The following is a 24,552-nucleotide window of genomic DNA, read 5'->3' on the forward strand; positions in this document are numbered from 1 at the left end:
CAAATTCTTGCTTTATCTACCGCAAATGCAGTAAATAATAATTCGGAAAGCTGTTTGAGTTTCTTACTTTATCAAGTGCTTAAATTCTATCACTAAGTCTTTTGTAATAAATCTAGTTACCATCAACTCAGATAAAACTCATCTGGGTTGTATGGTTAAGCCTCACGAGTCATTAGTACAGGTTAGCTCAACGCCTCACAACGCTTACACACCCTGCCTATCAACGTCCTAGTCTCGAACGGCTCTTTAGAGAGATTAAATCTCTAGGGATGACTCATCTTAGGACTCGCTTCCCGCTTAGATGCTTTCAGCGGTTATCGATTCCGAACGTAGCTACCGGGCAATGCTATTGGCATAACAACCCGAACACCAGCGGTTCGTCCACTCCGGTCCTCTCGTACTAGGAGCAGCTTCCTTCAATCATCCAACGCCCACGGCAGATAGGGACCGAACTGTCTCACGACGTTCTGAACCCAGCTCGCGTACCACTTTAAATGGCGAACAGCCATACCCTTGGGACCGACTTCAGCCCCAGGATGTGATGAGCCGACATCGAGGTGCCAAACACCGCCGTCGATATGAACTCTTGGGCGGTATCAGCCTGTTATCCCCGGAGTACCTTTTATCCGTTGAGCGATGGCCCTTCCATACAGAACCACCGGATCACTATGACCTACTTTCGTACCTGCTCGACGTGTATGTCTCGCAGTTAAGCTGGCTTATGCCATTGCACTAACCGTACGATGTCCGACCGTACTTAGCCAACCTTCGTGCTCCTCCGTTACTCTTTGGGAGGAGACCGCCCCAGTCAAACTACCCACCAGGCACTGTCCCGAACCCCGATAAGGGGCCACGGTTAGAACATCAAAACTACAAGGGTGGTATTTCAAGATTGACTCCACTCCATCTAGCGACGAAGCTTCAAAGTCTCCCACCTATCCTACACATGTAGGTTCAATGTTCAGTGCCAAGCTATAGTAAAGGTTCACGGGGTCTTTCCGTCTAGCCGCGGGTATACGGCATCTTCACCGCAATTTCAACTTCACTGAGTCTCGGCTGGAGACAGCGTGGCCATCATTACGCCATTCGTGCAGGTCGGAACTTACCCGACAAGGAATTTCGCTACCTTAGGACCGTTATAGTTACGGCCGCCGTTTACTTGGGCTTCGATCATGAGCTTCTCCGAAGATAACCCAATCAATTAACCTTCAAGCACCGGGCAGGCGTCATACCGTATACGTCATCTTGCGATTTTGCACAGTACTGTGTTTTTGATAAACAGTTGCAGCCACCTGGTATCTGCGACTGCCGTCAGCTTAGGGAGCAAGTCCCATCACCAACAGCAGCGTACCTTCTCCCGAAGTTACGGTACCATTTTGCCTAGTTCCTTCAGCCGAGTTCTCTCAAGCGCCTTGGTATTCTCTACCCGACCACCTGTGTCGGTTTGGGGTACGATTCCTACTAACCTGAAGCTTAGAAGATTTTCCTGGAAGCATGGCATCAACTACTTCATCACCTTAGTGACTCGTCATCAGCTCTCAGCCTAATGTAAACCCGGATTTGCCTAAGTTTACAGCCTACAACCTTAAACGCGGACTACCAACGCCGCGCTAGCCTAGCCTTCTCCGTCTCTCCATCGCAGTTAGCAGAAGTACGGGAATATTGACCCGTTTCCCATCGACTACGCCTTTCGGCCTCGCCTTAGGGGTCGACTCACCCTGCCCCGATTAACGTTGGACAGGAACCCTTGGTCTTTCGGCGAGGGAGTTTTTCACTCCCTTTATCGTTACTCATGTCAGCATTCGCACTTCTGATACGTCCAGTGTGGGTTACCCCTTCACCTTCAACCGCTTACAGAACGCTCCTCTACCGCTTGCTCATAAGAGCAAACCCATAGCTTCGGTGTATTGCTTAGCCCCGTTAAATCTTCCGCGCAGGCCGACTCGACTAGTGAGCTATTACGCTTTCTTTAAATGATGGCTGCTTCTAAGCCAACATCCTAGCTGTCTAAGCCTTCCCACATCGTTTCCCACTTAGCAATAACTTTGGGACCTTAGCTGATGGTCTGGGTTGTTTCCCTTTTGACGACGGACGTTAGCACCCGCCGTCTGTCTCCCGAGTAGTACTCACTGGTATTCGGAGTTTGCAAAGGGTTGGTAAGTCGGGATGACCCCCTAGCCTTAACAGTGCTCTACCCCCAGTGGTATTCGCTCGAGGCGCTACCTAAATAGCTTTCGAGGAGAACCAGATATCTCCGAGTTTGATTGGCCTTTCACCCCCAGCCACAAGTCATCCGCTAATTTTTCAACATTAGTCGGTTCGGTCCTCCAGTTGATGTTACTCAACCTTCAACCTGCCCATGGCTAGATCACTCGGTTTCGGGTCTACGCCTTGCAACTAAACGCGCAGTTAACACTCGGTTTCCCTACGGCTCCGCTATTCGCTTAACCTCGCTACAAAACGTAAGTCGCTGACCCATTATACAAAAGGTACGCAGTCACGGTCTCAAGAACCGCTCCCACTGCTTGTACGTACACGGTTTCAGGTTCTATTTCACTCCCCTCACAGGGGTTCTTTTCGCCTTTCCCTCACGGTACTGGTTCACTATCGGTCAGTCAGGAGTATTTAGCCTTGGAGGATGGTCCCCCCATATTCAAACAGGATGTCACGTGTCCCGCCTTACTCGTTTTCATCTATGGTTAGTTTTCATGTACGGGACTATCACCCTGTACCGTTGAGCTTTCCAACTCATTCCACTAACACCCCATAGACTTAAGGGCTAATCCCCGTTCGCTCGCCGCTACTAGGGGAATCTCGGTTGATTTCTTTTCCTCTGGGTACTTAGATGTTTCAGTTCCCCAGGTTCGCCTCATAACGCTATGTATTCACGTTATGATGACCACTTATGTGGCCGGGTTTCCCCATTCGGACATCGTTAGCTCAAATGCTTGTTACTAGCTCGCCAACGCTTTTCGCAAGTTACTACGTCCTTCATCGCCTCTGACTGCCAAGGCATCCACCGTATACGCTTAGTCACTTAACCATACAACCCAAATGAGTTTCACAAGGAAACTTAATCGTTGTCAGAGCGGGTAGCCCTAACAGCTGTATCGTAACTAGCTGGTTTATTACATAATTTGCATCTCTTACGAGTACACAAATTCGCCTTAGTTTTTAGAATATTCAAGACACTTAATAAAGTGTTTTGAGAACTCAATGTATTATCAGAAAAGGATTAATTTCCCAATAATACGATTTGTAATTAATACAACGACAGACATCATCGTATTAAATACTATCAGCTTTCCAAATTGTTAAAGAACAATGCTAACCGGCCAGCGGCGCATTTCGCTCAACTTCCGAAGAAGTTAACAAGCAATCTGTGTGAACACTCAACAAACATTAAGTTAGTCGTATAGGTAAGGAGGTGATCCAGCCCCAGGTTCCCCTAGGGCTACCTTGTTACGACTTCACCCCAGTCATGAACCACACCGTGGTAAACGTCCTCCCGAAGGTTAGACTATCTACTTCTGGTGCAGCCCACTCCCATGGTGTGACGGGCGGTGTGTACAAGGCCCGGGAACGTATTCACCGTAGCATTCTGATCTACGATTACTAGCGATTCCGACTTCATGGAGTCGAGTTGCAGACTCCAATCCGGACTACGACGTACTTTGTGAGATTAGCTAGACCTTGCGGCTTTGCAACCCTCTGTATACGCCATTGTAGCACGTGTGTAGCCCTACTCGTAAGGGCCATGATGACTTGACGTCGTCCCCACCTTCCTCCGGTTTATCACCGGCAGTCTCCCTAGAGTTCCCGCCATTACGCGCTGGCAAATAAGGATAGGGGTTGCGCTCGTTGCGGGACTTAACCCAACATTTCACAACACGAGCTGACGACAGCCATGCAGCACCTGTCTCAGAGTTCCCGAAGGCACTAAGCTATCTCTAGCGAATTCTCTGGATGTCAAGAGTAGGTAAGGTTCTTCGCGTTGCATCGAATTAAACCACATGCTCCACCGCTTGTGCGGGCCCCCGTCAATTCATTTGAGTTTTAACCTTGCGGCCGTACTCCCCAGGCGGTCTACTTAATGCGTTAGCTTGGGAGCCCAGTGCTCAAGGCACCAAACTCCGAGTAGACATCGTTTACGGCGTGGACTACCAGGGTATCTAATCCTGTTTGCTCCCCACGCTTTCGTACATGAGCGTCAGTCTTTGTCCAGGGGGCCGCCTTCGCCACCGGTATTCCTTCAGATCTCTACGCATTTCACCGCTACACCTGAAATTCTACCCCCTCTACAAGACTCTAGTTCACCAGTTCCAAATGCAATTCCCAGGTTGAGCCCGGGGATTTCACATCTGGCTTAATGAACCGCCTGCGTACGCTTTACGCCCAGTAATTCCGATTAACGCTTGGACCCCTCGTATTACCGCGGCTGCTGGCACGAAGTTAGCCGGTCCTTCTTCTGTAGGTAACGTCACAGCTAACGGTTATTAACCGTTAACCTTTCCTCCCTACTGAAAGTGCTTTACAACCCGAAGGCCTTCTTCACACACGCGGCATGGCTGCATCAGGCTTTCGCCCATTGTGCAATATTCCCCACTGCTGCCTCCCGTAGGAGTCTGGGCCGTGTCTCAGTCCCAGTGTGGCTGATCATCCTCTCAGAACAGCTAGGGATCGTCGCCTTGGTGAGCCATTACCTCACCAACTAGCTAATCCCACCTAGGTTCATCCAATCGCGAAAGGCCCGAAGGTCCCCTCCTTTCCCCCGTAGGGCGTATGCGGTATTAGCAGTCGTTTCCAACTGTTATCCCCCTCGACTGGGCAGATCCCTAGGCATTACTCACCCGTCCGCCGCTCGTCAGCGAATTAGCAAGCTAATTCCTGTTACCGCTCGACTTGCATGTGTTAGGCCTGCCGCCAGCGTTCAATCTGAGCCATGATCAAACTCTTCAATTAAAGTTTTGTTGAAACAACCACTCTTATAAATAAAAGCTTCGTTTCGGCTCAATGAATTCTGATTTCATTTTAAAGACTCGGAAGAATCTCTAAAACGTTTGTTACATATTGCTATGAACACTCATCGTTACATTGATAATAATTTTGATTGCTTCACTCTTTACGAGAAAGAATGAGCAATTTCGATTAACTCAACACCTGTGAGTGTCCACACAGATTTCTTGTTTGATTTGTTAAAGAGCGTTGCTAATTATGCAAGAAATAATCTTTCATATCAGCAGCCATTTGACACTAGGTCGTTGGCTTAGGGATGCGTATTCTACACTTCCCGTTGTTGGCGTCAAGTCATTTTTAACGTTAATTTAAAATGCTTTTCAACCGGTTAATTATGACGCTTTAAAAGCGTCTTAATTAACGCTAACACCTTGAGGCTATTGGCCTGTCGCCGTGTCAGTGGATGCGCATTATAGGCAAGTTAAGATTTAGCGCAAGGGCTTTTAGTGATAAAAAAGCAAAAAAAAGATCGCATGATGATCTTTTCATCAAATACGATCTTTTTTAATCAATTCAGGTGTGATTAGTCTATTAAGCAAGCAACCTTATATCACTATCGTTAGACTTTAATTGCAATTTATTGAAACTGTCGTAAAAACTCAACAGCGTTTTCATCATCCCAATCGACATAAGTACGCACATAAGCAACCAATTCACCTTCTTTATTTAGAATAAAGGTCGCTGGTATGGTGTCTAGTGGAAATACTTCTCGTAAATTCTGTCTTGGGTCGTAATAAGAAGTAAAAGCACCTAGACCAATAGAATCAAGGAAAGGGCTAACTTGCTTCTTGCCTTCTGCATCAATAGAGATTGGCATCAACACATATTCGTCTTTACTCAGTGTTTTCTCTAATCGATTTAATGCAGGTAGCTCTCTTACACACGGAGGACACCAGGTCGCCCACATATTAATGATAACAACTTTGCCTTTATGGGCTTCGAAATCAACTTCATTGCCTTCGGCATCATTAAAACCAATGTGTGCAATAGGAAACGGCTGCGCTAATACATTTATCTTATCAAGTGTTGATTGACTAACATGCTGTTGCTGTTTTTCCATTCCAGGATATGCATTAGCGGTAAAACTTACCGCTAATGCACCAAGCATGATCAATTTGATCATCTTGTTCATTTTTCATCTCGCTGTTGCTTGCTTGCTAATAAAGCGGCTAACTCGTCACGATCTGTGTCAGTTAACTCTTGCTCCACATTTGCTGCTTTACCACGTTGTTTACGAACAACAACCAATGCAATGTAAAGTGCAATAAGCATTAGTACAAATGGGCCAATCCATAGAATGTAGGTCTTAGGATCTAATCTTGGCTTATATAGTACAAAGTCACCGTAACGACTTGTCATAAAATCTACTATTTGATCATCACTCTTTCCTTCGTCAACCATGGTGTAGACTTCAAGACGGAGGTCTTGGGCTACTGGCGAATTAGAATCGATCAAGTTCTGATTTTGACACTGTGGGCAACGTAAAGAGTGCGCTAAGTTCAACGCACGCTTTTGGTTATCGGTAGATTTAAATTCATAAGTATCTACTGGCGTTGCCATCACATTAAAAGCTAAAACTAAACTTGTCATCAAGCCAACAAGTATTTTCAATGTTTTCATTATTAAACTCCGTCTTGTTTAGCTTCAGCTTGTAACTGTTGGATCATTGGGTAGAGTGTTTCACTCCAGACATTACTATCAACTGGCCCCGCGTAGCGGAAACGGATTATACCGTTATGGTCAACAATGAAACTTTCTGGTGCTCCATATACCCCAAGGTCTAAACCTAAACGTCCATCTTTATCAAAAATGTTAAGCGTGTAGGGATCGCCTTCACGACTTAACTCACGTATTGCTGGCGCACGCTCATCTCGATAATTAACACCATAAATAGGTAAAATATTTTTACGCGCAAGCATCATTAAAAAAGGATGTTCGTATTTACATGCCGGGCACCATGTAGCCCAAACATTGATCATCGACACTTCACCCTTTAAATCAGCTTGCGTTAACATTTCACCCGGCGTTTCAAGGCGTTCAAGTTGGAAAGCCGGTACCGGCTTTCCTTCTAGTGCTGAATCCAGCTTTTGTGGATTTAAGAATAACCCCTGATAAAGAAAAACTCCCATCCCCAAAAACAATACCAATGGTATAAACAGCACCAACTTTTTCATACTTTCTCCGATATATTAAGCAGTGGCTAATTTTGCTTGTTCTGCTTCTTCTTTAGCAGTTTTAGCTTCTTTAACGCGGTAACGCTTGTCTGATGCAGCTAAGAAACCGCCGACCATCATAAAGATTGAACCAAACCAAATCCAACGAACAAACGGTTTATAGTTAAGACGTACAGCAAATTGAGTCATGCTCAATGGATCACCCATAGTCACATATAGATCACGGAACAAGCCCCAATCAATACCTGCTTCAGTCATATCCATCGTACGTACATTGTATTGACGACGATCAGGTCTTAACAATGTAACAAATTCGTCATCGTAATAAACTTCAATCTGACCTTGTTGCGCGGTGTAGTTAGGACCAACCACGTTTTTGGTTTCAATATAGTTGAAGGTATAACCCGCTAACTCTTCACTGAGACCAGGGCCCATACGAACACTTTTCTCAATCGAGTAGTTAGACACCATAGTGGCACCAACAATTGATACGGCAATACCTAAATGGGCAATAATCATCCCCATTTCACTACGGCCAATCTTGTTAAGGGTGAACTTACCTTCTTTGTCAGTTACTAGGTTATATGCCGCTCTGAAGGTTGCTAGTGCTACCCATGTCGCAGCAGCAATACCGAATGCAACCCAAAGGTTCATTTCGTTACCAGCGATAAATGGTGTTGCCAAACCAACAATTGCAGCCACAATCGCAGGGATCATAAGTTGGCGTTTAATCTCACCCGCTTTAGATTTTTTCCAGCGAATGATTGGGCCAATTCCCATGAAGCCAAACAGTACAAGTACAATTGGTACAAATACAGCGTTGAAATATGGAGGTCCTACAGAGATTTTGCCCATACCTAATGCATCAATTAGCAATGGATATAGCGTACCAAGTAGTACAGTACCTGCTGCAACAGTTAATAACACATTACATACAAGTAAGAAGGTCTCTTTAGATTTGAGTTCAAACCTTGCAGGACTGCTCATTTGACTTGCTCTTAACGCAAACAAGGTCAAGGAGCCACCAACTGCGAGGCCAAGCAAGAGCAGAATAAACATACCACGGCTAGGATCGGCTGCAAATGAATGCACTGATGTTAAAACACCTGAACGAACAATAAAGGTACCTAGCAAGCTTAATGAGAAAGCGAATATTGACAGTAATACGGTCCAGTTACGGAATGCGCCACGTTTTTCAGTCACAATAAGTGAATGCACTAACGCTGTACCGATTAACCAAGGCATGAACGATGCGTTTTCAACTGGATCCCAGAACCACCATCCGCCCCAGCCAAGTTCGTAGTATGCCCACCAAGAGCCTAACGAGATACCGCCTGTTAGGAATACCCAAGCTGCTAGTGTCCAAGGACGTGACCAACGAGCCCAAGCAGAATCTAGACGACCACTCATAAGCGCAGCAATAGCAAATGCAAAGCTAACTGAGAAACCAACATACCCCAAGTACAACATTGGTGGATGGAAGATTAAGCCCACATCTTGCAACATTGGGTTTAAATCTCGACCTTCCATCGGTATTGGGAAAATACGCTCAAATGGGCTTGAAGTGATTAGCATGAATAAAGAGAAGCCAACAATGATCATTGCTAATACCGCAAGAACACGTGCGATAAAGACTTCTTCCATACCTTTACTGAACAATGCAACTGATGCAGCCCAGACAGATATAGAGAATACCCAGAATAGAAGTGACCCTTCATGGCCACCCCACACTGCTGCAATCTTAAAGAAGATTGGCAATTGTGAGTTTGAATGATGTGCGACATAAGCCACAGAGAAGTCATCAACGGCAAAACTATAGCCTAGGCTGATAACTGAAAGAGCGATGAAAAAGAACATACCGTAACAAATCGGCCAAGCATATCTTACGAGATACTGGTCCTTACGGGCTGCACCAATTAACGGCACGGTCATTAATAGCATGGCAAATGCCACACCTATAATGAGCGAGAAGTGTCCAAGTTCTGGGATCATGGGTATTCCTCAGTGTGATAAAAGTTGGTCCGAACCTAATCAAACCAACGCATAACTAACATAATGCTATATATCAGCTACATTAACATTAGCTAATACGAATTTTGTTATATTTTAGTATTTGCTGTTGTTTATGTCTGCCTATTTCATGCAAAACTGGGTCACTAGTCTCATTCTCAAAAAAATAGAGATTAAAAACACACAGTTATAACAGCTAAGCCTATGACTAAAAAAGTTCATTTAAGTTTCGTTTGATTTCAAAGGTGGTTATTTATTTGTGAACCAGTGCCCAACTATAAGGATTCTGACTAAGTAAAATCGTATATTACTGTTCAATGAATCATCTTTACGTATAATCTAGCACTCAAGTTAGGCGGCAGTTCCGCTTTATTTTTTCAGCAACCTAAAAGTGAATATTGAAACAATGACCACATTTTGGATATTTATTGCGCTTGTCGTACTCATCAGCTTTATGCTGATTTGGATCCCTCATTTTCGTCAGCAAAAAATGCTATCTGCTGAAGAATCAGGCGTACGTAAGCAAACTAACCTTGAACTCTTCAACGAGCGCGCAGGCATTTTAGCTAAAGAACTTGAAGAAGGCTTGCTTGATCAAACAGAGTTTGACGCGCTTAAAAAAGAACTAGAAATTGGCCTTCTGCAAGATATGAAGATTGCTGGTGACGATTCTTTAGATACGAAATTAAAAGCAAAAGGGATCTTATGGCCATCAATTATGACCGTTGGTGTCTTGGCTGTTTCAGGTTACTTTTACTCAACCCTTGGTGCATACCAGGAGTTAGCTACCCCGCCACAAGCTGAAGCTTCGCCACATCAAGGTATGAGCAATGAGCAGATTATGGCTCAACGTGTACAAATGATGGAGCAGCAAGTTCAAGCTGAGCCAGAAAACAGCCAAGCTTGGTTTAGCTTAGGTCATGCTTATATTTCAGCAAACCAGTTTGATCATGCTGTTGCCTCTTTTGATAAAGTGATGGAATTAGTTGGCACAGCTTCTGAATTATTAGGCCCTAAAGCGACGGCACTGTATTACAAAAATGGTCAGCAAATGAATCCTCAGATTCAAGCGCTTGTAGATCAATCTTTAGCTTTAGATCCAAACGACCCTTCTACATTGTTGCTTGTCGGTATGGATGCGTTTTTCACTGCTGACTATCAAAGCGCAATCACAGCGTGGCAATCTATTTTAGATAGCGATCGTAAAGATGTGGATCGCACTGCACTTATGAATGCTATTGAATCTGCCCAAATGCGTATTCAAGCTGAAACGGGAGTGATGCCAAACGATAGTACTCATAACCCAATGGCAGCAGCTACAGCCGAAGCAGGTGTTAAAACTGTAGATGTCGCGATATCAATTGCTCCAGAGTTAGCCGATCAAGTTAGCTCTTCAGATATGGTATTTATCTTCGCCCGTTCAACTCAAGGCCCTAAGGTACCTTTAGCTGCGACCAAAATAAGTGCCAACAGTTTACCTGTAACGGTGACACTTGATGACACTACTTCAATGGGTGGCGATGTAAAACTAAGCAGTGCTGCAAATGTAGAAATTATCGCAGTGCTATCAAAACATGGCAGTGTGAAGGCGCAACCTGGTGATTTAAAAGGTATCGTTGCATCTGTTGCTGTGGGTAAAGAAGCTAAACTATTACTTGATACAGTGGTTCAATAATCCACTATCAATAAATAGACATAAAAAAACCGGCTCTTAAGCCGGTTTTTTTATTGAGCAACCTAAAATTACTTAGACATAAACTCAATAGCGTTTTTGTAATCTTCATCAGTACAATCAGTACACATTCCACCTGGTGGCATTGCATTTAAACCTGTTTTGACTGTTGCAACTAATGCATCAAGACCTTTAGCTAAACGTGGTTCCCAAGCTGCAGCGTCGTGAGTCTTTGGTGCACCAGCAACTCCCATGCTGTGACATACTGTACACGCTTTGTTATAAACCGCTTCGCCATCTTGGGCAAAAACGTTTGAAGACAAAGTCAACGCGGCAACTGCAGTCATTGCTAATAATTTTTTCATGTTCATCGTTCCTAAATGCAAATAAATTAACAGCTCAACGCCACCTCTTAATGAAGGCAGACTTATAAATCGCCATCAGATTACTACAAACTTCAATAAAACTCACCTTTTTGTGACAAGAATCTCACCTTGGCATCCGAAATAATACATTAAGCTAAGATAAAGTAATATATTAGAGAATCATGAAAAAGTTCACATAAGATGTGTTTTATTGGAACCAGTTCAAATACCTAGCACATAGATAGCCTGAATGCTAAATCCTTAATAGTGTTTATGTTAATATAAATTTGTATTCATCTTTGACAGTGATAAAGAGGGCTAAGTGACAGAAAACATTCAACGGCCAACCTTAATAAAAGCGAATGAGTTAACTTGTATTCGTGAAGATCGTATTCTGTTTGACGAATTAAGTTTTGAAATTAACGCTGGTGATATTGTTCAAATTGAAGGACCTAACGGTGCTGGAAAAACAAGCCTTTTGCGCATAATAGCTGGTCTTTCAAGGCCTTATGCTGGAGAGGTTGAATATATCGATACCGATATCACACAATGCCGCGATGAATTTAATGAAGATCTACTTTACCTAGGTCATTTAGCCGGTGTTAAAAGTGAGTTAACAGCCCTCGAAAATCTTAACTTCAATTTAAGGTTAAGTGGTTATGATGGCTTTGATAGTTACGATATATTAGCCAAAGTTAACTTAGGCGGATTTGAAGAAGCCCTAGCAGGACACTTATCTGCAGGTCAGCATCGCCGTACAGCATTAGCAAGATTGTGGCATACCAATTGTCGTATTTGGATTTTAGATGAGCCATTTACCGCCATTGATAAAAAAGGTGTTGAAGAATTAGAGCAATTATTCATTCAGCACACTAAAAATGGTGGTTGTGTGATTATGACAACTCACCAAGATATGGGCATCATAACTGATGATGTGCTTCGTAAAATCAAACTAGACTATCGCTTCGTATAAGGTACAACAATGAAAAGAGGCATAAGTTACACCCAAGCATTTATGACATTGTTGCAACGGGATCTAAAAATTGCCATTAGACATCGTGGTGATATTTTTAACCCATTATTATTCTTTGTACTGGTAGTGACATTGTTTCCGCTAGGTATTGGCCCTGAACCACAAGTATTATCACGTGTGGCTCCAGGCATTATTTGGGTAGCCGCCCTACTAGCATCGATGCTGTCATTAGAGCGTCTATTTAAAGCCGATTTTAGTGACGGCAGCCTAGAGCAAATGTTGCTCAGCCCACAGCCATTATCGATTTTGGTATTATCAAAAGTATTGGCGCACTGGATTTTAACCGGTGTACCATTAATTTTAGTCGCACCTTTACTTGCTGTACTGCTGCATTTAGATAGTAATAGCTATGGCGCACTGATTTCGACACTAGCAGTCGGAACACCAGTATTGTCCCTTCTTGGCGCTATTGGTGTTGCATTAACGGTTGGATTACGCAAAGGCGGTGTACTACTAAGCTTGCTAATTTTACCGCTATATATACCTGTTCTCATCTTCGCTACAAGTGCGATTGATGCGGCTGGAATGAATTTACCCTACACAGGTCAACTTGCTATTATTGGTGCAATGTTGGTCGGTTCATTAGTTATGGCACCATTTGCAATTGGTGCTTCATTAAGAGTGAGTACAAACTAAATGTGGAAATGGCTACATTCATACGCTGATCCAGAGCGTGCATACAAACTAGCATCAACCCTTTTACCTTGGTTTGCATTTTCTGCCATCTTATTTATAAGTGTCGGAACCATCTGGGGAATGCTATTTGCCCCAATGGATTACCAACAAGGCGAAAGTTTCAGAATTATTTATATCCATGTACCAGCTGCCTCAATGTCTATGGCCGCGTATATGGCTATGGCATCCGCTTCATTTGTCGGGATTGTATGGCAGATTAAAGCAGCCGATTGGGTTGCAGCCTCAATTGCACCAATAGGCGCTGTAATCACCTTTATCGCCTTGTTAACTGGTGCTGCATGGGGCAAACCTATGTGGGGCACTTGGTGGGTATGGGATGCACGATTAACATCAGAACTGGTGCTATTATTCTTATACCTAGGTGTAATCTCTCTTTACGCTTCATTTGAAGATAAAGTACTTGCAGCTCGTGCAGCAGGCATTTTAGCAATCGTTGGTGTAATTAATATTCCAATTATTAAATACTCAGTTGATTGGTGGAGCAGCTTACATCAACCTGCGACAATTAAAATCACTGAAAAATCATCAATGCCAATGGAAATGTTAGCACCGTTACTTATCAATATCGTCGGTTTTGGTTTAATGATTGGTGCAATCACTTTGCTACGCTACAAAGCTGAGATTTTAGCTAGAAATGGAATGCGTCCTTGGGTTAGAGAATTAGCAAAAACGGAGGCATCGAAATGATACAGTTCGAATCATTTTCTGAATTTTTAAATATGGGCGGTTATGCATTCTATGTATGGTTGTCATACGGTGTTACCTTCGGAAGCTTAGGGACGTTACTATTCTTGAGCCTTCGTCAAAAAAGATCCGTCTTACTCGAAATATCTAAAAAGATGGAACGAGAAGACCGCCTTAAAGAAACTAGGAGTAGCAGATAGTGAATTCAAGACGCAAAAAGAGATTAACACTGGCAGTCGCATTAATTGCAGGTGTTGCCGGTATCGCATCATTACTAATATATGCGCTAAATTCAAACTTAAACTTATTCTATACTCCGTATGAAATTGTAAACGGTAAACCAGATACAGGTGACAAGCCTGAAGTTGGTCAACGTATACGTGTAGGTGGTATGGTGACCTTAGGCTCAATGGTACGTGATCCTGATAGTTTACATGTTGAATTTGCCATTCATGATATTCTTGGTGGCGAAATCATCGTAACATTTGATGACTTGTTGCCTGATCTATTCCGTGAAGGACAAGGTATTGTTGCACAAGGTGTATTAACAGAGCCTGGCGTATTACAAGCAACTGAAGTACTTGCAAAGCATGATGAAAATTACATGCCTCCAGAAGTTGCTGAAGCCATGGGCCAAAGCCATGAAAAATTAGATTACTCTGAGCAAACTCAATCCGAAGGTTATAAATACAACTAATCCAAGATTAAGTAGCGACCATACGAAATTTAAGCTTCATCCGTAAGCTAATCACCATGTAAAGCACTGACCATAATTGGTCGGTGCTTTTTTATTTGGCTTGCGTAATTAAAGTATAGGAAGTCAACTATGAGTTTAAGTTTACTGTTGCCCTCAAACAACCAAGAGTTAATGTTTAACCAAAAAGTTGTGATAATCAATCCCTCTGCATTAGCCGCAATTCCCCCCCAAAAAACTATAAAGTGCTAATTACCCGGAAAATGATAACCCTAGCCTCTGCGCACATTTAAACGGACTTATATTAACAAAGTACACTAAACCCTATATTAATCGTAATAAGCTGACTGGAAGCTTTTAAATAGCTCTCAAGCGATTATATTTCTAATACCTACAGCGCATGAATAGCTAACTTACCTATTAGCACCGCACAAAACCCTTCTTTAAAAAAATCCCTTAAACAAAACTATATTCTGCATTGGAGCAAACACCAATGCCAAACCAGGCTGCAATTGATATAGTTGACTTGAATACCTTTTTTAGCAGCTAATAAAAAGAAGTGTTATTTCACTGCTTAATAAAATCTAGAATGAATCAAAATAAATCTTAAAATTAGCAACTAGGGTTTAAATAACAGGTAAATCACTTTCGTTGTCCACTAGATTCTGAGCCTAACAAGCCGGGACACTTGGTGATAAAGACTTAGGTGGACTCGTTTAACATGTGCTACTTGAAAAAGATAACTGGTTTTAAGCACACGTTTAGTGGCTTTATAAACAAAGACGCAGAACCCTTTAACGCTGCCAACTAACTTAAACAGTTAACCTTTCATGGCTAGTAAACCAACTTATGTCACCAAAAAATGACACAACTAAATGGCTACAGTCAAAACTGATTACAGCAATGCAAATGACAATTTAGCTATTACAGAAAGCTTCGTAAACAACTTTCAAAGCAGTTTAACTGACTTGGGTTCAGATGATTAACAATTACAACTGGGTAGTTTGCGAGTAAATCTAAGCTAATTACGAGAAGCTAATTATTCATTTTCTTGTGGATTAACGAGTCTTCAGTCAGCAGCGAACTATTTTAAATTAATGGAAGCTCTATGCAGCTAGCCAGGTAAGCCAGGTAAGCCAGGTAAGCCAGGTAAGCCAGGTAAGCCAGGTAAGCCAGGTAAGCCAGGTAAGCCAGGTAAGCCAGGTAAGCCAGGTAAGCCAGGTAAGCCAGGTAAGCCAGGTAAGCCAGGTAAGCCAGGTAAGCCAGGTAAGCCAGGTAAGCCAGGTAAGCCAGGTAAGCCAGGTAAGCCAGGTAAGCCAGGTAAGCCAGGTAAGCCAGGTAAGCCAGGTAAGCCAGGTAAGCCAGGTAAGCCAGGTAAGCCAGGTAAGCCAGGTAAGCCAGGTAAGCCAGGTAAGCCAGGTAAGCCAGGTAAGCCAGGTAAGCCAGGTAAGCCAGAGTAAAATACTAAGAGAAATTAATTAGTAAAGATGATTTAAGTTAAAATTTCACGAAAAATAGACATAAAAAAACCGAGCTAGGCTCGGTTTTTTTAAATGAGTAATAAATTACTCTGCAGCTTCTACTTCAACAGCTTCAGCAGCTTCAGGGCGACCTACTAACTCGATGTAAGCCATTGGGGCTTTATCACCGGTACGTAGACCACACTTAAGAATACGAGTGTAACCACCAGGACGTTCCTGGAAGCGTGGACCCAATTCAGTAAATAACTTACCTACAACTTCAGCGTCGCGGGTACGAGCAAAAGCTAAACGGCGATTTGCAACGCTGTCAACTTTAGCAAGTGTTATTAGAGGCTCAACTACGCGGCGCAGTTCTTTCGCTTTAGCTACTGTAGTCTTGATTAACTCATGACTAACTAGTGAGCATGCCATGTTACGGAACATAGCTTGACGATGACTGCTGTTGCGGTTTAGTTGACGACCACTCTTACGATGGCGCATGACCTAATCCTTATAATCTTTAATCTGTACTAACTAAACTGGGACTTATAGGTCGTCTGCTAAACTAGCTGGAGGCCAGTTTTCTAGACGCATACCTAAAGACAATCCGCGAGACGCTAATACATCCTTAATTTCAGTAAGAGACTTCTTACCTAAATTAGGAGTCTTGAGCAACTCAACTTCAGTGCGTTGTACTAGATCTCCGATGTAATGAATCGCTTCAGCCTTCAAACAGTTGGCTGAACGTACAGTTAGCTCTAAATCGTCGACAGGACGCAACAGAATCGGATCAAACTCCGGTTTCTCTTCTACAACAGTCTGTTCAGTCACATCACGAAGGTCTACGAACGCATCTAGCTGTTCAGCTAAAATTGTTGCAGAACGACGAATTGCTTCCTCAGGATCAATAGTACCATTAGTGGTCATATCGATAACGAGTTTATCTAAATCAGTACGTTGCTCTACACGTGCTGCTTCAACATTATATGCAATGCGAGCAACAGGTGAGAATGAAGCATCAACCAACAAGCGACCAATTGGGCGATCATCGTCTTCGGTTTGTGCACGAGCCGAAGCTGGAACATAACCACGACCACGCTCAACACGGATACGCATGCTGATATCATTGTTACCAGTCAAATGACAGATAACATGATCAGGATTCATAATGGTAACATCACCATCATGTGTGATATCTGCTGCTGTAACAGGGCCTGTGCCTGACTTACTTAAAGTAAGTAAAGCTTCATCCTTACCCTCAATGTTTACCGCTAAACCTTTAAGGTTAAGCAATATCTCAAGGATATCTTCTTGTACGCCTTCTTTGCTACTGTACTCATGTAACACGCCGTCGATTTCGACTTCAGTTACGGCACAGCCAGGCATAGACGACAATAAGATACGACGCAAAGCGTTGCCTAATGTGTGACCAAAACCACGTTCTAGTGGTTCTAGCGTAACCTTGGCACGAGTTGGGTTAACCTGCTCTATGTCAACGAGACGCGGTTTTAGAAATTCTGTAACAGAACCCTGCATTGTGTCCTCTCTTGTTTGTTAGCTTTACTTAGAGTAAAGCTCGACGATCAGCTGTTCGTTAATTTCCGCAGACAAATCGCTACGTTCTGGTAGACGCTTGAAAGCACCTTCCATTTTCGCGCTGTCGACTTCAACCCATGTAGGCTTCTCACGTTGACCAGCCACTTCTAAAGCCGCTTTAATACGAGCTTGAGTACGTGACTTTTCACGGATGCTTACAACATCATTCGCAGACACTTTGAATGACGGAATGTTAACAACACGACCGTTAACCACGATTGATTTGTGGCTTACTAATTGACGTGATTCAGCACGAGTCGCACCAAAACCCATACGATAAACAACGTTATCTAAACGGGTTTCTAAAAGAGCAAGTAGGTTTTCACCAGTGTTGCCTTTTAGACGTGCAGCTTCTTTGTAGTAGTTACGGAATTGCTTTTCTAGCACACCGTACATACGACGAACTTTTTGTTTCTCGCGTAGCTGTAAACCGTACTCTGATAAACGTGGCTTACGTGCGCCATGTTGACCAGGTGCAGCTTCAAGCTTACACTTCGAATCGATTGCTCTCACACCGCTTTTTAGGAAAAGGTCTGTACCTTCTCTGCGGCTGAGCTTGAGCTTAGGACCCAAGTATCTTGCCATGATCTTTCTCCAACTATCCTATATACGACGTGTTATACACGACGCTTTTTAGGTGGGCGACAGCCATTATGAGGGATAGGTGTCACATCGGTAATGTTGGTGATTTTATAACCAACAGCGTTCAGCGCACGAATGGCTGACTCACGACCTGGACCTGGACCCTTTACGAAAACTTCAAGGTTTTTAACACCGTAATCTTGTGCAGCAATACCTGCACGCTCAGCAGCAACCTGCGCAGCGAACGGTGTAGATTTACGTGAACCACGAAAACCTGAACCGCCAGAGGTAGCCCAAGACAACGCATTACCTTGACGATCTGTAATGGTGACAATTGTGTTGTTGAAAGATGCATGGATATGAGCCATACCATCTGCAACCTGTTTACGTACGCGCTTACGCGGAGAACGTGACGGAACTTTAGCCATTTTGGTTTACCTTCCCGTTACTTTCTAATTGGTTTACGTGGACCTTTACGCGTACGCGCATTGGTCTTAGTACGTTGCCCACGAAGAGGCAGGCTACGGCGATGGCGGAGACCACGATAACAACCAAGATCCATAAGACGCTTGATGTTCATTGAAATCTCACGACGTAAGTCACCCTCTACTGAGTATTTGGCAACTTCTTCGCGTAGAATATCTATTTGAGCTTCGCTCAATTCCTTGATCTTAGCATCTTCAGCAATTGAAGTAGCTGCGCAGATTTCTCTAGCGCGCGTACGTCCAATACCAAAAATTGCAGTCAATGCGATGACTGTGTGCTTTTGATCAGGAATGTTAATGCCAGCGATACGGGCCACTATGCACTCCTTAATATGTTAAAGGTCGACTGCGAAAAGCCCGAAAGGATACTCGACAGCCAACAAATTTGCAAACATTATTTGCTCAGTTCTATTTAGAACTGAGCAAATATCTTTTTTTAGCCTTGACGCTGTTTGTGTTTTGGTTCAACACAAATCACACGTACAACGCCACTACGCTTGACGATCTTGCAATTACGGCAGATCTTCTTCACGGAAGCTCGAACTTTCATTTCATCACTCCGTTAAAAGCTATTAGCGACCAAAGCGATCTAAATTCGCTTTGTTTACTAGGTTAGCTTTCTTCATCACAGACTCATACTGATGAGACATCATATGGGTCTGAACCTGAGCCATGAAGTCCATGATTACGACTACAATAATTAGTAGTGAAGTACCGCCAAAATAGAACTGTACTTTCCACGCAATTAACATGAACTCCGGAATTAAACAGATAAAGGTAATATAAATCGCACCCGCAAGGGTCAAACGAGTCATTACTTTATCAATGTAACGCGAAGTCTGTTCTCCAGGACGAATCCCAGGAATGAACGCACCACTTTTCTTCAAGTTATCAGCTGTCTCACGTGGGTTAAACACCAACGCAGTATAGAAGAAACAGAAGAAAACGATAGCTGTTGCATACAATAATGAATACAGCGGTTGTCCAGGTGACACAGCTAAAGCGAAATCGCTTAACCATGACATGGACTCATTTGCACCAAACCACTGAGCCAGTGTGCCTGGGAACAAAATAATGCTGGATGCAAAAATTGGCGGAATCACACCTGCCATGTTCACTTTAAGAGGTAAATGTGTGCTTTGCGCTGCGAAAACCTTACGGCCTTGTTGACGCTTAGCGTAGTTAACGACGATACGACGTTGACCACGTTCTACAAATACAACTAAATAAGTAACTGCAAATACGATTACTGCTAATAGCAACAGAACCAGTACATTCAAATCACCTTGACGAGCCTGTTCAGCCGTTTGGCCGATAGCAGACGGTAAACCAGCAACAATACCTGCGAAAATTAATATCGAGATACCATTACCAATACCACGTTCAGTAATTTGCTCACCTAGCCACATTAGGAACATTGTTCCTGTCACTAGACTCACAACTGCAACAAAGTAAAAACCAAAACCTACATTGACCACAAGGCCAGGTACTAGGCTTGGCAAACCTGTTGCAATACCAATCGATTGAAGCGTACCCAACACTAACGTTCCGTATCTAGTGTACTGACTGATTTTCTTTCTTCCTGACTCGCCTTCTTTTTTCAATTCAGCAAGAGCAGGATGAACAACAGTCAATAATTGCATGATAATCGATGCCGAAATATACGGCATGATACCTAATGCAAAGATAGAGGCACGCTCTAAAGCACCACCCGAGAACATGTTAAACATGCCAAGGATGGTATCTTTTTGTTGAGCAAACAGATCTGCTAACACAGCTGCGTCAATACCAGGAATTGGTACAAACGAACCGGCTCTAAAGACGATAATCGCACCAATCACGAACAGGAGACGGGTTTTCAATTCAGATAAACCGCCTTTCGCGCTTTTTAAATCAAGTCCTGGTTTTGCCATCGACGTATTATTCCTCGATCTTGCCGCCGGCAGCTTCAATAGCTGCACGTGCACCTTTGGTTACCTTCAGACCTTTAACGGTCACTGGGCGTTCAATGGTACCTGAAAGAACGATTTTCGCAAACTGTATGTTGCGAGTAATTACGTTCGCATCTTTCAGTGCGTTAAGGTCGATAACATCACCGTTAACTTTTGCTAGTTCGAGTAAACGAACTTCAGCTGAGACCAAAGCTTTGCGCGAGGTAAAACCGAATTTAGGTAAACGAATTTTAAGAGGCATTTGACCACCCTCAAAACCGATACGCACACCGCCGCCAGAACGAGACTTTTGTCCCTTATGACCACGACCTGCGGTTTTACCTAAACCAGAACCAATACCACGACCTACACGCTTAGGAGCAGACTTAGATCCTGCTGCTGGAGATAGAGTATTTAAACGCATTATTAATCCTCCACCTTAACCATGTAGTAAACTTTATTAACCATACCGCGAACTGAAGGAGTATCTTCAACTTCAACGGTGTGGCCAATACGTCTTAGGCCTAAACCTAATAAACAGGCACGGTGCTTTGGCAAACGACCAATCGCACTCTTTGTCTGTGTTACTTTAAACGTTTTAGTAGCCATGGTGCATTAACCTCGAATTTCATCAACATTCAAGCCGCGCTTAGCTGCAACTTGTGCTGGTGACTTCATGTGCACCAACGCATCGACAGTAGCTCGAACGATGTTGATCGGGTTAGTAGAACCGTATGCTTTTGACAGAACGTTATGAACGCCTGCTACTTCCAATACGGCACGCATTGCGCCACCGGCAATAATACCGGTACCTTCCGATGCTGGTTGCATGTAAACACGCGAACCAGTATGGCGACCTTTAACTGGGTGATGCAGTGTACCTGCGTTCAACTCCACGGTTACCATGTTACGACGGGCTTTTTCCATTGCTTTTTGAATAGCTGCTGGAACTTCGCGCGCTTTACCATAGCCATAGCCAATCTTACCGTTGCCATCACCTACCACTGTTAGTGCGGTGAAGCTAAAGATACGACCACCTTTAACTACTTTAGAAACACGATTAACTGCAATCAATTTCTCTTGCAAATCGTCTTTCTGCTGAGCTTCTAATTTAGCCATTTTTATAACCCCTTAGAATTTCAGGCCAGCTTCACGAGCTGCGTCAGCTAATGCTGCTACGCGACCGTGATACTTGAAACCAGAACGGTCGAATGCAACCGAAGTTACACCTTTTTCGATCGCACGCTCTGCAACAGTTTTACCCACTGCTTTAGCTGCGTCTACGTTACCGGTACTCTTTAGTAGTTCTTTAACCGCTTTTTCAACGGTTGAAGCAACTGCCAACACCTGAGCTTCAGGATTAATCACCTGAGCATAAATGTGACGCGGTGTACGATGTACAACCAGACGGTTCACGCCCAGCTCTTGGATCTTCTTACGAGCACGCAGAGCGCGACGTAAGCGAGATGTTTTCTTATCCATATCGCGTTACCTACTTCTTCTTAGCCTCTTTACGGCGTACTTGCTCGTCTGCATAACGAACACCTTTGCCTTTATAAGGCTCTGGTGGACGATAGCCACGAATCTCAGCAGCAACCTGACCAACTAACTGTTTATCAACGCCCGAAAGGACGATGTCAGTTTGGCTAGGACACTCTGCAGTAACACCTGCGGGAAGTTTGTGAACCAATGGATGTGAGAAACCTAAAGTTAGATCTAGGTTTGAACCAGCTGCTTTCGCACGGTAACCAACACCAATTAACTTTAATTTTTTAACAAATCCTTCAGAAACACCAACAACCATGTTGTTTACTAGTGCACGAGCTGTACCAGCTTGAGCCCAAGCGTTAGCAACGCCTTCAACTGGACCAAAACTTAGTACGCCGTTGTCTAGAACAACACTTACCGCTTTGTTGATTTCTCGAGTCAAACTACCTTTAGTACCTTTTACGGTGATAGTTTGTTCGTTTAAGGTCACCTCTACGCCGGCAGGAATAGACACTGGTGCTTTTGCTACACGTGACATACCTAGCTCCTTACGCTACGTAGCAGATAACCTCGCCACCCATGCCTGTTAGGCGGGCAGCACGATCGGTCATCAAGCCTTTAGAAGTGGACACAATTGCGACACCCAGACCGCCCATCACCTTTGGAAGTTCGTTTTTACCTTTGTAAATACGAAGACCAGGACGACTTACGCGCTGGATAGTCTCAACGACTGGTTTGCCTTGGAAATACTTTAAAGTGATTTCTAATTCAGGCTTGGCTTCTTCTGCTACGGCGTAGTCAGTAATGTAACCTTCATCTTTAAGTAATTTCGCAATTGCTACTTTTAACTTAGCTGAAGGCATCTTTACTGATACTTTGTTAGCAGCTTGGCCGTTACGAATACGTGTTAACATATCCGCAATAGGATCTTGCATGCTCATATTAGCTTACTCCGTGACAAGTGCTTACCAGCTGGCCTTACGTAGACCAGGAACTTCACCACGCATAGTAGCTTCACGTAATTTAATACGGCTAAGGCCGAATTTACGTAAGAAACCATGTGGGCGACCAGTTTGATTACAACGGTTGCGTTGACGCGCAGCGCTAGAATCACGAGGTAGAGCTTGTAACTTAAGAACAGCTTCCCAACGGTCTTCGTCAGAAGTCGCAGGTGCGCTGATAATAGCCTTAAGTGCTAAACGCTTTTCAGCATATTTAGCTACGAGCTGTGCACGCTTTGCTTCACGTGCTTTCATAGATGATTTTGCCATTATGCTACCCTTATTTCTTGAATGGGAAGTTAAATGCGTCTAACAAAGCACGACCTTCTTCATCATTCTTCGCAGTAGTAGTGATAACAATATCCATACCACGAATCTTATCGATTTTATCGTAATCGATTTCTGGGAAGATGATTTGCTCACGCACACCCATTGCGTAGTTACCACGACCGTCAAACGCTTTTGCGCTTAGGCCACGGAAGTCACGAATACGTGGGATTGCAATGTCAACTAAACGCTCTAAAAATTCCCACATACGCTCACCGCGTAGGGTAACTTTACAGCCAATAGGGTAGCCTTCACGGATTTTAAAACCAGCAACTGATTTACGTGCAACAGTTACAACTGGTTTTTGGCCAGCGATTGCAGTCATATCACGGAGCGCATGCTCCATAACTTTTTTGTCTGCAACGGCTTCGCCTACACCCATGTTAAGGGTGATTTTTTCAATCCGAGGGACTTGCATGACACTGGTATATTCGAACTTTTTAGAAAGTTCTGCAATAACAGTCTCTTGATATTTATCATGCAGTTTCGCCATCGTTTACTCCGTTTACTTAATGAGTTCACTATTCGATTTAAAGAAACGGACTTTTTTGCCGTCTTCGAATCGGAAACCAACACGATCTGCCTTGCCTGTGGCTTGGTTAAAGATCGCTACGTTTGATGCTTGTATCGCTGCTTCTTTCTCGATTACACCACCAGTTACGCCCAATTGTGGGTTTGGCTTTTGGTGTTTTTTAACAAGATTGATGCCTTCAACAATCAACTTACCAGTAGGTAGGACTTGAGAAACTTTTGCTCGTTTACCCTTGTCTTTACCTGCTAATACAATTACTTCGTCTTCACGACGGATTTTAGCTGCCATTTTGAAGCTCCTTACAGTACTTCTGGTGCCAGAGAGACGATTTTCATAAACTGCTCGTTGCGCAATTCACGTGTCACTGGTCCAAAAATACGAGTACCAATCGGTGCAAGGTTTGCGTTAAGCAAAACTGCTGCATTCCGATCGAAGCGAATGACAGAACCATCTGGACGACGTACGCCTTTCTTAGTACGGACTACCACCGCGTTATATACATCACCTTTCTTCGCTTTAGCGCGAGGAATAGCTTCTTTAACAGAAACCTTGATGACGTCGCCGATACCGGCATAACGACGATGAGAGCCACCCAAGACCTTAATACACTGAACTCTACGAGCGCCACTGTTACACGCGACGTCTAGAGTCGATTGCATTTGGATCATTTTAAGTGCTCCGCTATCGTTACTACAAAACCCCGAAATTGGGATCATATTTGTCCACTTCTTGAACAATTCATACCTTGCTAATTACTCATTAGCATTGAATGCAATTTGTTCAAAAATGGGGCGCAAGTATAACAC

General features: G+C 43.6%; 28 protein-coding genes and 2 rRNA genes. 6 read left to right on the plus strand and 24 right to left on the minus strand.

What is annotated here, in order from left to right; translation table 11 throughout:
- Positions 1–151: 151 nt before the first annotated feature.
- The 6 genes from BCU57_RS17520 to BCU57_RS17545 all read right to left on the minus strand — a co-directional run bounded on the left by BCU57_RS17520 (position 152) and on the right by BCU57_RS17545 (position 9,182).
- A 23S ribosomal RNA gene (locus tag BCU57_RS17520) occupies positions 152–3,043 on the minus strand.
- A gap of 377 nt (positions 3,044–3,420) precedes the next feature.
- Positions 3,421–4,962 (minus strand): 16S ribosomal RNA (locus tag BCU57_RS17525).
- Together the 16S and 23S rRNA genes form the textbook arrangement of a ribosomal RNA operon.
- 631 nt (positions 4,963–5,593) lie before the next feature.
- Positions 5,594–6,148, minus strand: coding sequence for a TlpA disulfide reductase family protein (locus BCU57_RS17530; protein ID WP_102440372.1), 555 nt, complete (start codon positions 6,146–6,148; stop codon positions 5,594–5,596).
- A complete protein-coding gene (gene nrfF / locus BCU57_RS17535) occupies positions 6,145–6,636 on the minus strand; it encodes a heme lyase NrfEFG subunit NrfF (RefSeq protein WP_102440373.1) in 492 nt (163 codons plus the stop codon). The genes BCU57_RS17530 and nrfF overlap by 4 nt, the downstream gene beginning before the upstream one ends.
- Before the next feature lie 2 nt (positions 6,637–6,638).
- Positions 6,639–7,190, minus strand: coding sequence for a DsbE family thiol:disulfide interchange protein (locus BCU57_RS17540; protein WP_102440374.1), 552 nt, complete (start codon positions 7,188–7,190; stop codon positions 6,639–6,641).
- 15 nt (positions 7,191–7,205) lie between these two features.
- Complete coding sequence (locus BCU57_RS17545) at positions 7,206–9,182, minus strand: heme lyase CcmF/NrfE family subunit (protein ID WP_076543206.1); 1,977 nt, start codon at positions 9,180–9,182, stop codon at positions 7,206–7,208.
- A 424-nt stretch (positions 9,183–9,606) separates the two neighbouring features.
- Here BCU57_RS17545 and ccmI point away from each other — a divergent pair, with 424 nt between their 5' ends.
- Positions 9,607–10,875 (plus strand): c-type cytochrome biogenesis protein CcmI, encoded by a 1,269-nt coding sequence (gene ccmI / locus BCU57_RS17550; RefSeq protein ID WP_102440379.1) that lies wholly within the window; start codon positions 9,607–9,609, stop codon positions 10,873–10,875.
- Between the two features lie 68 nt (positions 10,876–10,943).
- Here the strand turns inward: ccmI and BCU57_RS17555 are convergent, their stop codons facing one another.
- Positions 10,944–11,237, minus strand: coding sequence for a c-type cytochrome (locus BCU57_RS17555; protein ID WP_076543207.1), 294 nt, complete (start codon positions 11,235–11,237; stop codon positions 10,944–10,946).
- A 322-nt stretch (positions 11,238–11,559) separates the two neighbouring features.
- Here BCU57_RS17555 and ccmA point away from each other — a divergent pair, with 322 nt between their 5' ends.
- The 5 genes from ccmA to ccmE are packed head-to-tail and all read left to right on the plus strand — an operon-like array spanning position 11,560 to position 14,347.
- The gene (gene ccmA / locus BCU57_RS17560) at positions 11,560–12,210 is read left to right on the plus strand and encodes a cytochrome c biogenesis heme-transporting ATPase CcmA (protein WP_102440375.1); all 651 of its coding nucleotides are present in this window, start codon (positions 11,560–11,562) and stop codon (positions 12,208–12,210) included.
- A gap of 9 nt (positions 12,211–12,219) precedes the next feature.
- Positions 12,220–12,906 carry a heme exporter protein CcmB gene (gene ccmB, locus BCU57_RS17565; protein WP_102440376.1) on the plus strand — a complete coding sequence of 229 codons (687 nt, stop codon included), beginning with the start codon at positions 12,220–12,222 and terminating at the stop codon, positions 12,904–12,906.
- The gene (locus tag BCU57_RS17570) at positions 12,907–13,653 is read left to right on the plus strand and encodes a heme ABC transporter permease (RefSeq protein WP_102440377.1); all 747 of its coding nucleotides are present in this window, start codon (positions 12,907–12,909) and stop codon (positions 13,651–13,653) included.
- Positions 13,653–13,850, plus strand: coding sequence for a heme exporter protein CcmD (gene ccmD / locus BCU57_RS17575; protein WP_102440380.1), 198 nt, complete (start codon positions 13,653–13,655; stop codon positions 13,848–13,850). Before BCU57_RS17570 ends, ccmD begins: the two co-directional genes overlap by 1 nt.
- On the plus strand, positions 13,850–14,347 hold the full coding sequence (gene ccmE / locus BCU57_RS17580; RefSeq protein WP_102440378.1) for a cytochrome c maturation protein CcmE: 498 nt from the start codon (positions 13,850–13,852) through the stop codon (positions 14,345–14,347). Before ccmD ends, ccmE begins: the two co-directional genes overlap by 1 nt.
- Before the next feature lie 1,562 nt (positions 14,348–15,909).
- Here ccmE and rplQ read toward each other — a convergent pair.
- From rplQ to rplN, 17 genes are all read right to left on the minus strand, one after another.
- On the minus strand, positions 15,910–16,305 hold the full coding sequence (gene rplQ / locus BCU57_RS17585) for a 50S ribosomal protein L17 (RefSeq protein ID WP_076543214.1): 396 nt from the start codon (positions 16,303–16,305) through the stop codon (positions 15,910–15,912).
- 45 nt (positions 16,306–16,350) lie between these two features.
- Positions 16,351–17,340, minus strand: coding sequence for a DNA-directed RNA polymerase subunit alpha (locus BCU57_RS17590; protein WP_076543215.1), 990 nt, complete (start codon positions 17,338–17,340; stop codon positions 16,351–16,353).
- 24 nt (positions 17,341–17,364) lie between these two features.
- Entirely contained in the window at positions 17,365–17,985 is a 621-nt protein-coding gene (rpsD, locus tag BCU57_RS17595; protein WP_102440090.1) for a 30S ribosomal protein S4, read from the minus strand.
- A gap of 32 nt (positions 17,986–18,017) precedes the next feature.
- A complete protein-coding gene (rpsK, locus tag BCU57_RS17600; RefSeq protein ID WP_011635661.1) occupies positions 18,018–18,410 on the minus strand; it encodes a 30S ribosomal protein S11 in 393 nt (130 codons plus the stop codon).
- Between the two features lie 17 nt (positions 18,411–18,427).
- On the minus strand, positions 18,428–18,784 hold the full coding sequence (rpsM, locus tag BCU57_RS17605) for a 30S ribosomal protein S13 (RefSeq protein WP_076543217.1): 357 nt from the start codon (positions 18,782–18,784) through the stop codon (positions 18,428–18,430).
- A gap of 119 nt (positions 18,785–18,903) precedes the next feature.
- Complete coding sequence (gene rpmJ, locus BCU57_RS17610) at positions 18,904–19,017, minus strand: 50S ribosomal protein L36 (protein ID WP_006083579.1); 114 nt, start codon at positions 19,015–19,017, stop codon at positions 18,904–18,906.
- 22 nt (positions 19,018–19,039) lie between these two features.
- Positions 19,040–20,380, minus strand: coding sequence for a preprotein translocase subunit SecY (secY, locus tag BCU57_RS17615; protein ID WP_076543218.1), 1,341 nt, complete (start codon positions 20,378–20,380; stop codon positions 19,040–19,042).
- A 7-nt stretch (positions 20,381–20,387) separates the two neighbouring features.
- Positions 20,388–20,822: a 50S ribosomal protein L15 gene (gene rplO / locus BCU57_RS17620; protein ID WP_055026491.1), complete on the minus strand. Its 435-nt coding sequence runs from the start codon at positions 20,820–20,822 to the stop codon at positions 20,388–20,390.
- A gap of 2 nt (positions 20,823–20,824) precedes the next feature.
- Positions 20,825–21,007, minus strand: a complete 183-nt coding sequence (gene rpmD, locus BCU57_RS17625; protein WP_076543219.1) for a 50S ribosomal protein L30 — start codon at positions 21,005–21,007, stop codon at positions 20,825–20,827.
- 6 nt (positions 21,008–21,013) lie between these two features.
- Positions 21,014–21,517 (minus strand): 30S ribosomal protein S5, encoded by a 504-nt coding sequence (rpsE, locus tag BCU57_RS17630; protein WP_076543220.1) that lies wholly within the window; start codon positions 21,515–21,517, stop codon positions 21,014–21,016.
- A 12-nt stretch (positions 21,518–21,529) separates the two neighbouring features.
- Complete coding sequence (rplR, locus tag BCU57_RS17635) at positions 21,530–21,880, minus strand: 50S ribosomal protein L18 (RefSeq protein ID WP_076543221.1); 351 nt, start codon at positions 21,878–21,880, stop codon at positions 21,530–21,532.
- Positions 21,881–21,890: 10 nt separating this feature from the next.
- Complete coding sequence (gene rplF / locus BCU57_RS17640; protein ID WP_076543222.1) at positions 21,891–22,424, minus strand: 50S ribosomal protein L6; 534 nt, start codon at positions 22,422–22,424, stop codon at positions 21,891–21,893.
- Between the two features lie 10 nt (positions 22,425–22,434).
- Entirely contained in the window at positions 22,435–22,827 is a 393-nt protein-coding gene (rpsH, locus tag BCU57_RS17645; RefSeq protein ID WP_076543223.1) for a 30S ribosomal protein S8, read from the minus strand.
- Positions 22,828–22,851: 24 nt separating this feature from the next.
- Positions 22,852–23,157, minus strand: a complete 306-nt coding sequence (rpsN, locus tag BCU57_RS17650) for a 30S ribosomal protein S14 (RefSeq protein WP_076543224.1) — start codon at positions 23,155–23,157, stop codon at positions 22,852–22,854.
- A gap of 10 nt (positions 23,158–23,167) precedes the next feature.
- Complete coding sequence (rplE, locus tag BCU57_RS17655) at positions 23,168–23,707, minus strand: 50S ribosomal protein L5 (protein WP_076543225.1); 540 nt, start codon at positions 23,705–23,707, stop codon at positions 23,168–23,170.
- Positions 23,708–23,719: 12 nt separating this feature from the next.
- Entirely contained in the window at positions 23,720–24,034 is a 315-nt protein-coding gene (gene rplX, locus BCU57_RS17660) for a 50S ribosomal protein L24 (RefSeq protein ID WP_102440089.1), read from the minus strand.
- 11 nt (positions 24,035–24,045) lie between these two features.
- A complete protein-coding gene (gene rplN / locus BCU57_RS17665; RefSeq protein WP_076543234.1) occupies positions 24,046–24,414 on the minus strand; it encodes a 50S ribosomal protein L14 in 369 nt (122 codons plus the stop codon).
- Between the last annotated feature and the right edge of the window lie 138 nt (positions 24,415–24,552).

Source organism: Shewanella sp. 10N.286.48.B5 (assembly GCF_002874355.2).
Taxonomy (GTDB): domain Bacteria; phylum Pseudomonadota; class Gammaproteobacteria; order Enterobacterales; family Shewanellaceae; genus Shewanella.